Annotated in this window: 12 protein-coding genes; 8 read left to right on the top strand and 4 right to left on the bottom strand. The window is 69.1% G+C overall.

Annotated features, from left to right (window positions below; translation table 11 throughout):
- Window positions 1–33 precede the first annotated feature (33 nt).
- From G7043_RS44130 to G7043_RS44120, 3 genes are all read left to right on the top strand, one after another.
- Window positions 34–678 carry a DedA family protein gene (locus G7043_RS44130; RefSeq protein ID WP_166055081.1) on the top strand — a complete coding sequence of 215 codons (645 nt, stop codon included), beginning with the start codon at window positions 34–36 and terminating at the stop codon, window positions 676–678.
- Between the two features lie 77 nt (window positions 679–755).
- Window positions 756–1,334, top strand: a complete 579-nt coding sequence (locus G7043_RS44125) for a TetR/AcrR family transcriptional regulator (RefSeq protein ID WP_207312548.1) — start codon at window positions 756–758, stop codon at window positions 1,332–1,334.
- Window positions 1,335–1,345: 11 nt separating this feature from the next.
- On the top strand, window positions 1,346–3,586 hold the full coding sequence (locus G7043_RS44120; protein WP_166055077.1) for a molybdopterin-dependent oxidoreductase: 2,241 nt from the start codon (window positions 1,346–1,348) through the stop codon (window positions 3,584–3,586).
- A gap of 18 nt (window positions 3,587–3,604) precedes the next feature.
- Here the strand turns inward: G7043_RS44120 and G7043_RS44115 are convergent, their stop codons facing one another.
- The 3 genes from G7043_RS44115 to G7043_RS44105 all read right to left on the bottom strand — a co-directional run bounded on the left by G7043_RS44115 (window position 3,605) and on the right by G7043_RS44105 (window position 6,828).
- Window positions 3,605–5,269, bottom strand: a complete 1,665-nt coding sequence (locus tag G7043_RS44115; RefSeq protein ID WP_166055075.1) for an FAD-binding dehydrogenase — start codon at window positions 5,267–5,269, stop codon at window positions 3,605–3,607.
- On the bottom strand, window positions 5,266–5,919 hold the full coding sequence (locus G7043_RS44110) for a TetR/AcrR family transcriptional regulator (RefSeq protein ID WP_166055073.1): 654 nt from the start codon (window positions 5,917–5,919) through the stop codon (window positions 5,266–5,268). The genes G7043_RS44115 and G7043_RS44110 overlap by 4 nt, the downstream gene beginning before the upstream one ends.
- 75 nt (window positions 5,920–5,994) lie before the next feature.
- Window positions 5,995–6,828: a toll/interleukin-1 receptor domain-containing protein gene (locus G7043_RS44105; protein ID WP_166055071.1), complete on the bottom strand. Its 834-nt coding sequence runs from the start codon at window positions 6,826–6,828 to the stop codon at window positions 5,995–5,997.
- A 167-nt stretch (window positions 6,829–6,995) separates the two neighbouring features.
- On the opposite strand from G7043_RS44105, the gene G7043_RS44100 reads away from it, so the two are divergent.
- From G7043_RS44100 to G7043_RS44085, 4 genes are all read left to right on the top strand, one after another.
- The gene (locus tag G7043_RS44100; RefSeq protein ID WP_313888394.1) at window positions 6,996–7,619 is read left to right on the top strand and encodes a TetR/AcrR family transcriptional regulator; all 624 of its coding nucleotides are present in this window, start codon (window positions 6,996–6,998) and stop codon (window positions 7,617–7,619) included.
- A 102-nt stretch (window positions 7,620–7,721) separates the two neighbouring features.
- The gene (locus tag G7043_RS44095; RefSeq protein ID WP_166055069.1) at window positions 7,722–8,735 is read left to right on the top strand and encodes an NADP-dependent oxidoreductase; all 1,014 of its coding nucleotides are present in this window, start codon (window positions 7,722–7,724) and stop codon (window positions 8,733–8,735) included.
- A gap of 150 nt (window positions 8,736–8,885) precedes the next feature.
- On the top strand, window positions 8,886–9,395 hold the full coding sequence (locus tag G7043_RS44090) for a winged helix-turn-helix transcriptional regulator (RefSeq protein ID WP_166055067.1): 510 nt from the start codon (window positions 8,886–8,888) through the stop codon (window positions 9,393–9,395).
- A gap of 80 nt (window positions 9,396–9,475) precedes the next feature.
- A complete protein-coding gene (locus G7043_RS44085; RefSeq protein ID WP_166055065.1) occupies window positions 9,476–10,333 on the top strand; it encodes an alpha/beta fold hydrolase in 858 nt (285 codons plus the stop codon).
- 22 nt (window positions 10,334–10,355) lie between these two features.
- Here G7043_RS44085 and G7043_RS44080 read toward each other — a convergent pair whose 3' ends face one another.
- Complete coding sequence (locus G7043_RS44080; protein WP_166055063.1) at window positions 10,356–12,878, bottom strand: M12 family metallo-peptidase; 2,523 nt, start codon at window positions 12,876–12,878, stop codon at window positions 10,356–10,358.
- A 287-nt stretch (window positions 12,879–13,165) separates the two neighbouring features.
- Between G7043_RS44080 and G7043_RS44075 the strand changes: the two genes are divergently transcribed.
- The gene (locus G7043_RS44075) at window positions 13,166–14,137 is read left to right on the top strand and encodes a S1 family peptidase (protein ID WP_207312547.1); all 972 of its coding nucleotides are present in this window, start codon (window positions 13,166–13,168) and stop codon (window positions 14,135–14,137) included.
- Window positions 14,138–14,160 lie beyond the last annotated feature (23 nt).

Here is a 14,160-nt window from a genome sequence, read left to right as displayed (position 1 = left end):
CCCGACCTGATGTTCCACTGGGGAGAAGAGTCCATGGCTTTCTTGACCGATGCCCTCGAAGGGCTGGCCGGCCTGCCGCAGCCCGCCGTGCTGGCGGTGACGGGTGCGTTGACGCTGGCGGAGTGCACGCTCGGCGTGGGCTTCCTCGCGCCTGGTGAGAGCGCTCTGCTGCTGGCTTCGACGACGGTGACGAGCGTGCCGAGGTTCCTGGTCATGTGGCTCGTGGTCTCGGTGTGCGCGGTGGCGGGCGACAGCATCGGCTACTACCTCGGCCGCCGGTTCGGCGACCGGCTGCGCGACAGCAAGCTGGTGCGCAGGATGGGCCGGCAGCACTGGGACAAGGCGAGCGAGTTGCTGCGGCGGCGCGGGGCGTGGGCGGTGTTCGCCGCCCGGTTCATGCCCGTGGTGCGGACCCTGGTCCCGGCGTCGGCGGGTGCGTCGAAACTGGAGTACCGCCGGTTCCTTCTCGCCTCGATCGCGGGCGCGGTGTGCTGGTCGGCGCTGCACATCGGCATCGGCTCGGCCGCGGGCGCTTCCGCGAAGTACATCGAGTCCGTCTTCAACGGAGCGATGTGGGTGCTGATGGCCGTCGCGGTGGTGATCGGCGTGGTCGTCGTGCTGCGCCGCCGCAAGCGGGACACCGCGGCCGAGGTCAAGGAGCTGGAAGAAGTCGCCTGAGCCGGCTGTCTGTTGACTCCGCGGCCACCGACGCCGACTATGGTCTCTGCCATACTCCCGAGTCGGGGAAAGGTGCGATGGGCGACCAGGGCAGGCGGGGCACCAAGCAGCGGATGCTGGACAGTGCCGTGTTGTTGCTGCGCGAACGCGGTGCCGCGGGTGTCACGGTCGACGCGGTGCTGGCGCACAGCGGTGCCCCGCGAGGTTCCGTCTACCACCACTTTCCCGGCGGCCGGAACGAGATGGTCCTGGGCGCTGTCCGCCAGGCAGGGGACTACATCGCCACCGTGGTCAGCGAGTCGGCGGCCGAAGGTGACGTTCAGCAGATGGTGCACCGTCTGGTCGCCTTCTGGAAGCGGGCCCTGACCAAGACCGACTACGCGGCGGGCTGCCCCGTCGCCGCGATGGCCATGGACAGCCGCCACCTCGTTCCCGGCGCCGGCGACATGGTGCGGGAGATCTTCGCCCAGTGGCACGCCGGTCTCGCCGAAGCGTTGTCCGGCAGCGGTTTCGAGCCGCCACGCGCGCAGCGGCTGGCGACGCTGGTCGTGTCCGCGATCGAGGGAGCGATCATCCTCTGCCGCGCGCACCGCGACCTGGGCCCGCTCGACGACGTGCTCGTCGAGCTCGCGCCCCTCCTCGAACGACCGGACTAGGAGCCTTGCCGATGTGGAAACCCAGCGCCTGCATCCTCTGCGAGTGCAACTGCGGGATCGAGATCCTCGTCGGCGAGGACGGGAGGTCGTTCGACAAGATCCGCGGGGACAAGCTCCACCCCGCGTCGGCCGGGTACACCTGCAACAAGGCACTGCGGCTGGACCTGCACCAGAACGGTGATACCGGCCGGATCACCCATCCGTTGCGGCGGCGCGCTGACGGCACCTTCGAGGAGATCGACTGGGACACCGCGATCAGCGAGATCGCGGCGCGCCTGGGCGAGGTCCGCGACACCTTCGGCGGGGAGACGATCTTCTACTACGGTGGCGGCGGCCAGGGCAACCACCTCGGTGGCGCGTACTCGCCCGCCACCATGGCGGCCTTCGGCGCCCGCTACCGCTCGTCCGCGCTCGCGCAGGAGAAGACCGGCGAGTTCTGGGTGAGCGCCCGCATGCTCGGCAACATCACCCGCGGCGACTTCGAGCACTGCGAGGTCGCGTTGTTCGTCGGCAAGAACCCCTATCAGTCGCACGGTTTCCCGCGCGCCCGGTCGGTGCTCAAGGACATCGCCAAGGACCCGGCCCGGTCGATGATCGTGATCGACCCCGTGCGGACCGAGACGGCGGAACTGGCCGACTTCCACCTCCAGGTGCGGCCCGGTACCGACCTCTACCTGCTGACCGCGCTGGCCGCCGTGCTCGTGCAGGAGAACCTGATCGCCGCGGACTGGCTCGCCGGGCACGCGGACGGCCTCGACGCCGTCGCCGCCGTTCTGCGGCAGGTGCCCGTCGGCGACTACTGCGCCATCGCCGACGTCGAGGAAACGCTGGTGCGGGCGGTCGCCGCCCGGATCGCCGCCGCGGACTCCGTGGCCGTGTTCGAGGACCTCGGCGTCCAGATGAACCGCGACTCCACGCTGGTGAGCTACGTCGAGAAGCTGGTCTGGTTGCTCACCGGCAACTTCGGCAAACGAGGCGCCCAGTACGTGCCGTCCAGCCTGGTGCCGATCGGCCGTGATCGCGGATACGCCGACGGCGAGGGTCCGCGCAGCCCGGTCGCGGGCGCCCGGATCATCAGCGGTCTGGTGCCGTGCAACGTGATCGCCGAGGAGATCCTCACCGACCACCCGGCCCGCTACCGGGCGATGGTGGTCGAGAGCGCGAATCCCGCGCACTCCCTGGCCGACTCGGCGCGGATGCGGGAGGCCCTGGGCGCGCTGGAGGTCGTGGTCGTCATCGACGTCGCGATGACCGAGACCGCGCGCCTGGCCGACTACGTGCTGCCCGCGCCGACGCAGTTCGAGAAGTTCGAGGCCACGTTCTTCAACTTCGACTTCCCGCGCAACCTCTTCCACCTGCGCCATCCCGTCGTGCCCGCACCGGAGGGCGTGCTGCCCGAACCCGAGATCCACGCCCGGCTCGTCGAGGCGACCGGCGCACTGTCCGAAGAGGACTACGCACCGCTGCGCGCGGCGGCCGCCACCGGACGCGCCGAGTTCGCGCAGGCGTTCCTCACCGTGCTCGCGGATCCGGCGAAACGGCGGCTCGCGTCCGTCCTGCTGTACCGCACGCTCGGCCCGACACTGCCGCACGACGCTTCAGCGGCCGCGGTGCTGTGGATGGCCGCGCACGAGTGCGCCCGCAAGAACCCGGCCGGCGTGGAGAAGGCCGGTTACGGCACCGGACTGGCCGCGGGGGAGCGGCTCTTCGAGGCGATCGTCAACGGCGCGCACGGCGTGCACATCACCGAGGACGAGTACGACGCGTCCTGGCAGCGCCTGCCCGGCGCCCGGATCAACCTCGCCGTGCCGGAACTGCTCGCCGCGGTGGCCGCGCTGGGGGACAGGCCGGTCCCGCGGCAGGACCCGGACTGGCCGTTCGTGCTGTCCGCGGGGGAGCGTCGCGCGTTCACGGCGAACACGATCATGCGCGACCCGAACTGGCGGCGGCGCGATCCGGACGGCCGCCTGCGCATCAGCGTCACCGACGCGACGCGGCTGGGCGTCACGACAGGCGACCGGGTCAGGCTCACCACCCGGCGCGGCACCGCGGAGGTGTCCGTGGACGCCACGGACACCATGCGCTCCGGCCACATCTCGCTGCCCAACGGCCTCGGGCTCACGGTGCAGGAGCGCACGGGTGTCGCTCCCAACGAGCTCACCGCCGCCGAGGACCGCGACGAGTGGGCCGGCACGCCCTGGCACAAGAACGTGCCGGCCCGGCTCGAACCGCTCGGACCCCAGCCGGCCTGAGAACGGGGCAGCGGGAGGTCAGCTCAGCGTGCGAGCGAGAGCACGGCCCGCGGTGAGCCCGGAGAAGATGCAGCCGCCCAGGAACGTGCCCTCGAGCGCGTTGTAGCCGTGCACACCGCCCCCGCCGAATCCGGCGACCTCGCCCGCGGCGTACAGGCCGGCGAACGGGGTGCCGTCGGCGTGCAGTGCCTGGGAGTCGAGGTTGGTCTGGATGCCGCCCAACGTCTTGCGGGTGAGGATGTTCAGCCGCACGGCGATCAGCGGACCGTGCTCGGGGTCCAGCAGCCGGTGGGGTTTCGTGGTGCGCACCAGGCGGTCGCCCAAGCTGCGGCGGGCGTTGGCGATGGCCATGAGCTGGAGGTCCTTGGAGAACCCGTTGGCCACCTCGCGGTCGCGGGCGACGATCTGCCGTTCGATCAGCGAGGCGTCGAGCTCCGGGCCGCGGGCGATCTTGTTCATGCCGGCGACGAGCTCGTCGACGGTGCGGGCGACGACGAAGTCGACACCGTGGTTCTTGAACGCCTCGATCGGGGCGGGAGCACCCTTGCCGCCGCGGCTCGCCAGCACCTTGCGGATGTCCTTGCCGGTGACGTCGGGGTTCTGCTCGGAGCCCGACAGCACGAACTCGCGGTTGAGGATCGTCTGGTTGAGGACGAACCAGGAGTAGTCGTGGCCGGTCGAGAGGATGGCCTTCATCGAGGTGTTGGTGTCGAAGCCGGGGAAGTTCGGCGCGGGCAGGCGCTTGCCGGTGGCGTCGAACCACATCGAGGAGGGGCCGGGGATGATCCTGATCGCGTGGTCGGGCCAGATCGGGTCCCAGTTGTGCAGGCCCTCGGTGTAGTGCCACATGCGGTCGCGGTTGACCAGCGTGGCGCCCGCCTGCTCGCTGATCGCGAGCATGCGCCCGTCCACGTGCGCCGGCACCCCGGCGATCATCGTCTCCGGGCACGGTCCGAGGCGGCCGACCGGCCAGTTGGCGCGGATGAGGTCGTGGTTGTGGCCGATTCCGCCCGAGGTCACGATCACGGCCTTGGCGCGCAGCTCGAAGCTGTCCACGGCGACTCGCGACGACGCCTTGCCGCGGTCCAGATCGGACGGTTCCAGCACGGTGCCCCGCACGCCCACCGCGGCGTCGTTCTCGACGATCAGCTCGTCGACCTGGTGGCGGAAGGCGAACCGCACCAGCCCGCGGCGTTCGGCGTCGAGCACCGGCTCGGCGAACACCCGCACCACCTCCGGACCCGTGCCCCAGGTGAGGTGAAAGCGGGGCACCGAGTTGCCGTGGCCGTCCGCGACACCGCCGCCGCGCTCGGCCCAGCCGACCAGAGGGGTGAAGCGCAGCCCGAGATCGTGCAGGTACTGCCGCTTGCGCGTGGCGGCGAACCGGACATAGGCCTCTGCCCACTGCCGCGCCCAGTGGTCCTCGTCGTCGCGGTCGAACCCGGCCGAGCCCATCCAGTCCTGCAGCGCCAGCGCGTAGGAGTCCTTGATGCCGTTGCGGCGCTGTTCGGGACTGTCGACGAGGAAGAGCCCGCCGAGTGACCAGAACGCCTGCCCGCCCAGGTTGGCGCGGTTCTCCTGGTCGACCACCACCACCCGGCGCCCGGCCCTGGTGAGTTCGTAGGTCGCCACGAGACCGGCGAGCCCGGCTCCGACCACGATCACGTCTGCTTCGTCGCTCATGACTGCTGCCTGCTTTCGCTGCTGTACGCGGTGATGACGTGGGCGAACAGGGAGGTTCGGCGCTGCTGGACGGTGGTGTTGCCCGGTTCGCTGAAGCACTGCAGGGCGGTCCCGTCGTGCACCGCGACCAGCGCCTGGCCGAGTGCCTCGGGGTCCGGCACCGTGCGCCCGATCTCGGCCAGCGCCGCAAACAGGAACGGCATCGCGGACGCCGCGATGGCCTGCTCCCGCTCGACGATCACCCGCCGCAGCTCGGGAGTGCGCAGCGCGTGGGCGGTGAACTCGGCGCTCACCCGGTACCAGTCCTCGTCCAGCGGCACCGCCCGCAACAGGTGCGTGACGACGCCGTCGACGTCTTTGACCGCGGCCTGCTCGAAGGCTTCGAACGCTTCCCGCGTCCGGGTGATCAGCTCGGTCGACCGGTGCTCCCACACAGCGAGGAACAGCTCGTCCAGGGTCTCGAAGTTCGAGTAGAACGCTCCGCGCGTGTACCCGGCACGTGCGCACACCTGGTCAACGGTCGTGCGACCGAAACCTTCCTCAGCGAACACCGCCAGCGCCGCCTGCAGCAATCGCTGCCGCGTCTCGGCCCGTCGCTTGGTCACCCGCCGTGGTCCGGGCTCGGCCGGCGCGTTCGCCCTGTCCGCCACCAGCCCACCTCCGTTCGATACACGAATGTATCCGATACGTCAGTGTATCCGAATGGCGGGCTGGTGGCGCGGGCGTCAGCTGCACCAGATGTAGCCGAGCGAGTCGGAGAAGCATTGCGACTCGGACGGCGCCAGCAACCAGATCAGCAGGATGAGCGCGACGAAGATCGCACCGATCCACGCGAGCACCTTGACCGCCGTGGGCGTTCCCTTGGCGGGCGGCGACGTCGGGACGTGCGCTGGCCGGGGCGCGGGTGCGACGTACTGGCCGCTCATCAGGTGTTCGTGCAGGCGACGCGAAGCCGACTCGTAGAGGTCCGTGCGGCGGCTGAGCATCTGGAGCAGGTCGTGGGCGGCGCGGCGTTCCTCGGAGTCCTCCGCTCGCGCGCCACGGCCCAGGAGTTCGATGATCTCGAGCTGTTCGTCCATCGTCAGCGACGGCCGGCCCATGCGGTCGCGCACGCCGTTCAGATAGGACAGCGGAACGGGTGGCGGAGGGGGCAGCGGGTGGGGCAGGCCGCGGGACGGCTGGATGGTCGCGGCGGCTCTGGCGAAGGCGTAGGCGGCGGCCTCGCCGGGGTGCACGTAGTCGACGATCTGCAGCGGCGCGAGCTCGGTCGGCAGGACGTGGTGGGGTACCGGCGCGACCATGACGGGTACCAGGTGTTTGCCGAGCAGGCTCGCGTAGCGGCGTTCGAGCAGGCACGCCTGCGACGCCAGGAACGCCGGCGAGATCAGCAGCAGCAGGGCGTCGCTGCCGCGGATGCGGTCGAGGATCTCGTCCCACCAGGCCTGGCCGCCGTGCAGACCGGAGTCGGACCACGGCGTGTGCCCCAGGTCCAGCAGCCGTTGCTTCAGGTGGTCGGCCTGGACGCGGTCTTCCTGGGCGTACGAAATGAATACCCGCACGGTGCCTCCCCTGCGCGGTGACACTTTTGGTATCCACGCTGGGAGAAAGTGTGTTACGGACGCCCTGATCTCGCGCGATCCATTGCCGCGCAAAGCAATTCCTGCTCGTGACGACTGATCGCACCAGGTGTGATCATAATATTATGTTCGTCCTACCATGAAGTAGGGTGAGTGTCAGGTTCACGTGGTTCGTGGAGGAACTGGTGGCGAGGTACGGCACTGAGCACAAAGAGGAGACCCGGCGGCGGATCATCGAGACCGCCGGCCGCCGGTTCAAGCAGGACGGGATCGACGGCTCGGGTGTCGCCACGCTGATGAAGGACGCCGGGCTGACCAACGGCGCCTTCTACGCGCACTTCGGATCCAAAGAGGATCTCGTCGCCGCCGTCGTGGCGGCCGAACTGCACACGCAGGCCGAGAACATCGCGGCCGCGGCGCCAGGCCGGACCGGGCTCGTGGACGTCGTGTACGAGTACCTCTCTCCGCAACACCGCGACAACCCGAACGTCGGTTGTCCGTCAGCCGCGCTGCTCGACGAGGTCGGCCGTTGCGCGGAGGGGACCAAACGGGCTTACACCGACGGCGCGGAAGCCATCATCCAAGAGATGGCCACGCGTCTGGCGCCCGAAGACCCGCGGTCGGCGCGCGCGACGACGATCGGCCTGTACACGATGTTGGTCGGGACCATGCAGCTCGCCAGGGCTGTGGCCGACCGGGAGCTCTCCGACGAGATCCTCGCGCAGGGGCTCCGGAACGCCCTCGCGCTGATGGGCGAACAGCCGCGCGGCTGACCTGGCTGTGCTGGACGTCGCACCTTCAAGCTGAGTTTAGTTTCTGTACTCAGCTGGTAATGTTGCTCCATCCCGACAAGAGCGCGCAGAAGGCTGGCTGACATGAAGGCATTCGTCGTCGAGAAGTACGGCAAGGACGGTCTTCGTGCCGCGACCGTGCCGGAGCCCACCGTCGGGGACCGCGACGTCCTGGTCCGGGTGAGTGCCACCGCCATCAACCCCCTGGACAAGATGGTCCGCAACGGGGAGTTCAAGCAGCTCCTGAAGTACAAGCGTCCGTTCGTCCTCGGCCATGACGTGGCCGGCGTCGTGACGCGTGTCGGGTCCGCGGTCCGCGACTTCAAGGTCGGCGACGAGGTCTACGCCCGTCCGCGCGACCTGCGGATCGGCGGGTTCGCCGAGCTCATCGCGATCGACCAGGACGACGTCGCGCCCAAGCCGGCCTCGCTCACGCTGGAAGAGGCCGCCGCGGTGCCGCTGGTGGCCCTGGCCGCCTGGCAGATTCTCGTCGACCGCGCTCGCGTGCAGCCGGGGCAGAAGGTGCTCGTCCACGCCGGTGCGGGTGGTCTCGGTTCGACGGTCATCCAGCTCGCCAAGCATCTCGGCGCCACGGTGGCGACGACTGCGAGCGCCTCCACCGAGGAGTTGGTCAGGAGTCTCGGCGCGGACATCGTCGTCGACTACAAGAAGGACGACTTTTCGACGGTGCTGTCCGCCGGCTACGACCTGGTGGTGGACTCCTTGGGTGGGACGAACCTCGAGAAGTCGCTGACGGTCCTCAAGCCGGGCGGCTTGGCCATCGGTGTCGCCGGCCCGCCGGACGCCGGGTTCGCCCAGCAGCTCGGTGCGCCGTCGGTCATGGGCGTGGTGCTGAAGGTGCTCAGTCGCAAGATTCGCAAGCGGGCCAAGGCCTTGGGCGTGCGCTACGAGTTCTTCTTCATGCAGGCCAACGGTTCTCAGCTGCGCGAGCTCGGTGCTCTGTACGACAGCGGAAAGCTCCGCCCGGTCATCGACCGGACCTTCCCGTTCGATCAGACCATCGAGGCGATGGAGTACGTCGAGCAGGGACGCACCAAGGCTGGGAAGGTCGTCGTCTCTGTTTCCTCCCAGGGATGACGAAGTTACATTGCCGACCTGGGACGAGACCTGGCAGGACAGCGGCTGGTGGTGCTTGATGCCATCGCGCGCAACGCCGTGGGCAAGATCGACAAAGCCGCGTTGCGGGCGCGGCACCAGCAGCTGAGTACAAGAAAGTAAACTCGCCCTGTGGACGCATCGACAGATACGAGTGGGGACCTCGTCGACCTTCGGCTTGATCGCGACACGTCGAACTGCTCGATCGCGCGAACGCTGGAGATCGTGGGCGAGAAGTGGACGATCCTGATCCTGCGCGAGGTCTGGTACGGCTCGTCGCGCTTCGGCGAGTTCGAGCAGGTTCTGGGCTGCCCGCGCAACCTGCTCGCGGCACGGCTGCGCATGCTGGTGCGGGAAGGGATCCTGGCGACCGAGACCTACCGGGAACCCGGCTCACGTGCCCGGCCCAAGTACGTGATCACCCCCAAGGGCGCCGATCTCGTGCCCGCCGTGCTCGGTCTCATGCGCTGGGGTGACCGCTACCAAGCCGACCCGGAAGGTCCTGCGGTGGAGGTGCGTCACCGCGGCTGCGGCGCACCCGTCGACGTCCGGATGCGCTGTGACCGAGACCATCCCGTCGACGTGGCCGACCTCGAATCCGTCCCCGGACCAGCGTTTCGGCTGAAGTCACCCGCGAGCTGAACGTGCGCGCCGAGACCTGACCGCTTGCCAGTCCGATAGTATTATGGTCATACTTCAACTCTCACCGAAGGAGAGTCGTGATGAGTGACCAGCAAGAAGCACTGGTGGCGTCCTATCAGGACGCACAGACCCGGACCGTGTCGGCAGGCGGCGTGGACTTCGCATACCGCGAGCTCGGCCCGAAGTCCGGCGTCCCGGTCGTCTTCATCACCCACCTGGCCGCGGTCCTGGACAACTGGGATCCTCGGGTCGTCGACGGCATCGCCGCGCGACACCGGGTCATCACCTTCGACAACCGCGGTGTCGGCGCCTCCACCGGCAGGACGCCGGACACCATCGAGGCGATGGCGAAGGACGCCGTCACCTTCATCCGGGCGTTGGGGCTGACCAAGGTCGACCTCCTCGGGTTCTCCATGGGCGGCATGGTCGCCCAGGTGATCGCCGCGGCCGAACCGCGGCTCGTCCGCAAGCTGATCCTCGCGGGCACCGGCCCCGCCGGCGGTGAGGGCATCAAGAACGTCACCAGGATTTCCCACCTCGACACGGTCCGGGCACTGCTCACGCTTCAGGACCCGAAGCAGTTCCTCTTCTTCACCAGGACGCCCAACGGACGCCGGGCCGGCAAGCAGTTCCTCGGTCGCCTCAAAGAACGCACCCGGAACCGCGACAAGGCGATCTCCCTCCGGGCGTACGGCGCACAGCTCAAGGCCATCCACCGCTGGGGACTTGCCAAGCCCGCCGACCTCTCCGTCATCACTGCACCAGTGCTCGTCGCCAACGGCGACCACGATCGAATGGTGCCGACGAGCAACACGCACGACCTCGCCCGCCGCCTGCCCAACAGCGAACTGGTGATCTACCCCGACGCCGGCCACGGCGGCATCTTCCAGTTCCACGAGGAGTTCGTCACCAAGGCTCTCGAGTTCCTCGCACGGTAGGCAGGCGGCGGCGCTGCCGGGATCAGCGCTGCATGGCGATGGCCCGACCGGACGGTGCCTGCACGATGAAGTCGGCGTCGTTGAGGTCGAAGAAGACGTTCCCGAGCGCCTCGATCTTGATCCGGGCCTTGGACGTGGCCACCCTCGGCAGCCGGACGGTCTCGCTGCCGTCGTTCGGCGTGCGGTTCGCGAGCACGTGCGGGAACGTCAGACCTCCGTCGAGCGACAGGGAGATCTTCACCTCGCGCACACCGACCGGTGCCACGTCGGTGCGCGCCACGTCCCAGGTGATCGACTGCGTGGTGCCGCCGGTCAGCGTGGTCGTGGTCGCCTGCGAGGTCACGAGGAACGGACCTGCCGACGAGGCGAGGACGAGTGCGGTGTCGGCACTGCTGATGCCACCGCGGCCGTCCCGGGCGGTGAGCCGGAAGTGCAGGGTCCGGTCGTTGTCGACGCCCACCCAGTCCGCGGTCGGCAGGAACTCCGAGTAGCAGTCGACGAGGGCGGGCGGCACGTTCGTCCCGCTGCCGGTGGTCGGTGGCGGCGGTGCGGCCGGGCATTCGCCGTTGCGGGCGTTGGTGTTGTTCGCCGCGACCTGCGCGAGGTCCGGGAAGACCCTGGTGGGATTGGTGGTCGCGGTGTTCAGGCCCGGCGAGTGGTACTTGAGCGCGTCCTCGTCGCTGACGACGGCGGCGGTGCCGAACTGCCGGAACAGCGGGCCGTCCGTTTTCTTGTTGTCCACCAGGCCAGTGCCCGTGGCGCCGCCACGGTCGTTCTGCTCCCACAGGTAGGTCACGGTGTCGCCGTTGACATCGATCGCACGTCCGGTCAACGCGAACGGCGTGCGAACCGGGATGGCGTACTTCGGCGCGACGGTCACGATGGGCGCGTGGTTGGCGGTGTTGGTGATGTGCCGCCCGCCGTTGTCCGGCTTGCCGCCCTTGACCGTCTCGCCCACGAGGCTGGACGTGCCGTGCGCGTCGGTGATGACGAGCGGGTCGACGTTCTTGCCCGCCACCGGGCCACCGGTGAAGCTGACCCGGAACCCGGCGTCGGTCATCTCGTGGCCGTCGAACCCGAGCACGTCGACCGTCGCGCCGGCGGGCCAGCCGCGGATCGCCTCGATCGCGGCTTTGATGCCGGTGTCCGTGAAGTTCGTGCCGCGCACGATCGGCGCCGACTCCCGGCCGCGGTAGCTGATCCGGAAGGAGTCCGTGCCGTCGAAGTCGCGCAGCGCCACGTTCTGCTGCTCGTCGATCGCGGGCAGGCTGGTCGTGACGTACGAGGTGATCTCGGTGTAGCTGCGGTGCGACCAGTACGGGTCGGAGTGCGGCTGCAGGTTGTCCTGGCGGCAGATCCCGGCATAGGCCATGATCGACGACCCGCTGCCGGGTTCGACGGAGGTGGCCTCGTTCCGGTTGCCCCCGGAACAGGCGTGCTGCGTTCCGTTGAACGTGTGGTTGGCGCCGAACTGGTGCCCGATCTCGTGCGCCACGTAGTCGACCGCGTAGAAGTCGCCGACCGGCGTCGGCAACCCGGTGCACCCCAGCGCTTTGTCCTCCCGGCCGACCACGCCGAGTCCGGCCAGTCCGCCTCCGGCGCGGCCGAGGCCGATGTGCCCGACGTCGTAGTTGCCCGCGCCGACGAGCTGACCGAGCACGGCCGGGTTGCGGTAGAGGCCGGGGATGTCGCACGCGTCGAGGTCGCCGGGCCGGAAGCAGGGTTCCGCGCCACAGGGCCCGTTCGGCTCGGAGGCCATCGCCGTGGTGTTGAGGTTCGTCTTGTCGGTATCGTTGACGAGCACCAGCCGGATCGAGGTCTCGTCCTCGTAGACCTGGTTGACCCGGTTGACGAGCGTGACCTTCGCGGCGGTCACGTTCGAGGCGCCGAAATACTCGGCGTACGTCGGATCGGTGACGAGCGCGAGCCGGTAGGTGCGCAGCCGCACCACGCCGCCACCACTCGCGCTCGGCTGCACGTCGGGCATCGAGTCGCGGACCGCCGCCCGTTCCACCAGCGGGGCAGGCTTTGCCAGGTCACGGCCGTAGTAGCTCGCGTACAACCGTTGATCGGCGCGGTGGTGGGGATCGACGTACCACTGACCGCGCGGCGACCGGACCGAGGCGTGGAATCCCAGCGGGGTGAAGTCCGCTCGCACGGTGGCGGCAGGGTCGTCGACGCCCCGGCCCGCGAACGTCCTGATCTCGGGGTGCGCCGCGGCCAGACCGGCCTCCATCACCGGTGCGTCTTCCAGCCGGAAGCGCTGGAACGAGCCGTCGGGTGCGGGCAGTACGACCTCACGCGACTCAGCCGGACTGTCCAGTTGAGACAAGATGGTGGCGCGGTCGAGCGTGAAGCTCGCGAATCGGGCGGCCCGGATCTCGGGTTGTCCGGCGGAGAGCGCGGTGGCCGCGGGAGCGGGAGTCCACGGGTTGTCCGGTGCTGCGGTGCTCACGACCGGCAGTCCTGCCAGCGCGGTCACCGCGATCACCGCCGCGGCCACCGCCCTGAGCCGGTTCGGTGAGGATTTTCTTGGCACGCTCATGACTCCTTGGTACTGGGGCGTGGTGTGCGCTCGAGGCCCACGACAACCTTCTACCGCCTGGAAGTCTCCTGCCGCGAGGGCCGATGGTCGGGTGTGCGCGGGTCTCGCGGCCTCCGGCGACCGAAAAGTCGCAATGGGATTGAAACGTTCAATTTTCAGCGCCGTCTTGTCGTCGATTGACAAGACAAGACAGGTTCATGCCGAATTGAAACGATTCATTGACAGCCCGTGAGAGCGCGCACAACCATCGAGGTGCCCTGTACCGATTCCCTGCATCGGGAGGCACTGTGAAGATCCAACGCGCAATGGTCGTGGCAGTCGTCGTCGGAGCCGCGCTGGTGGCACCGGCCGCACAGGCGGCGCCGTCGGACGCGGGGTCCTATTTGGACCAAGCGACCGGCACCATGGTGGTCAACGTGACCACGCGAGCAGAAGCACAGCGGGTCCGGGCCGGCGGCAGCACAGCCAAGATCGTCAAGCACAGCGGCGCCACCCTGCGAGCCGCGACAGACGAACTGCGTCGCTCGGCCACCATCCCCGGCACCTCCTGGGGCGTGGACCCGGTGACCAACCAGGTGCGCGTCACGGCCGACAGCACCGTGACGGGCGAGCGGCTCGACCGGCTTCGAGCGGCCGTCGCCGGACTGGGGGACAAGGCGCGACTCGAGTCGGCGCCCGGCGTCATGCGGCCGTTCATCGCGGGTGGCAACCCCATCCACAACGGCCCGTGGCGCTGTTCGCTCGGGTTCAACGTGGCGTCGGCCGACGGCACCGCGTACGCGCTGACCGCCGGTCACTGCACCAACACCGGCGTGGACTGGACCGGATCGGGCGGTCGGTTCCTCGGCTGGCGGACCGGAACTTCGTTCCCCGGCAACGACTACGGCATCATCCGCTACATCGACGGCTGGGACCGGCCGGGTGGCGTGTACATGTACGACGGCACCGTGCGGGACATCAACGCGGCGGCGGATCCCTACGTGGGCCAGAGCGTCGAACGCAGTGGCAGCACCACCGGCAGGCACGGCGGTGTGGTGACGGGCTTGAACGTGACCGTGAACTACGAGGAAGGCTCGGTTCACGGCATGATCGGGACCAACGTCTGCGCCGAGCCCGGCGACAGCGGTGGTTCGTTGTTCGCGGGCAACACCGCGCTGGGCCTCACTTCCGGCGGCAGCGGGGACTGCCGGAGCGGCGGTCAGACGTTCTTCCAGCCCGTCGTCGAGGCGATGCACAACTACGGCGTCTGGGTCTACTAGGACAACGTGCTCGGTCCGCGTTC

The organism is Lentzea alba (assembly GCF_011067745.1).
Taxonomy (GTDB): domain Bacteria; phylum Actinomycetota; class Actinomycetes; order Mycobacteriales; family Pseudonocardiaceae; genus Lentzea; species Lentzea alba.
This window is presented reverse-complemented; position numbering and strand designations above follow the sequence as displayed.

Excerpts from the sequence above, each read along its gene's own strand:
- G7043_RS44130 (WP_166055081.1), top strand. The coding sequence starts at position 34 with ATGGCTTTCTTGACCGATGCCCTCGAAGGGCTGGCCGGCCTGCCGCAG.
- G7043_RS44125 (WP_207312548.1), top strand. The coding sequence starts at position 756 with ATGGGCGACCAGGGCAGGCGGGGCACCAAGCAGCGGATGCTGGACAGT.
- G7043_RS44120 (WP_166055077.1), top strand. The coding sequence starts at position 1,346 with ATGTGGAAACCCAGCGCCTGCATCCTCTGCGAGTGCAACTGCGGGATC.
- G7043_RS44115 (WP_166055075.1), bottom strand. The coding sequence starts at position 5,269 with ATGAGCGACGAAGCAGACGTGATCGTGGTCGGAGCCGGGCTCGCCGGT.
- G7043_RS44085 (WP_166055065.1), top strand. The coding sequence starts at position 9,476 with ATGAGTGACCAGCAAGAAGCACTGGTGGCGTCCTATCAGGACGCACAG.
- G7043_RS44095 (WP_166055069.1), top strand. The coding sequence starts at position 7,722 with ATGAAGGCATTCGTCGTCGAGAAGTACGGCAAGGACGGTCTTCGTGCC.
- G7043_RS44080 (WP_166055063.1), bottom strand. The coding sequence starts at position 12,878 with ATGAGCGTGCCAAGAAAATCCTCACCGAACCGGCTCAGGGCGGTGGCC.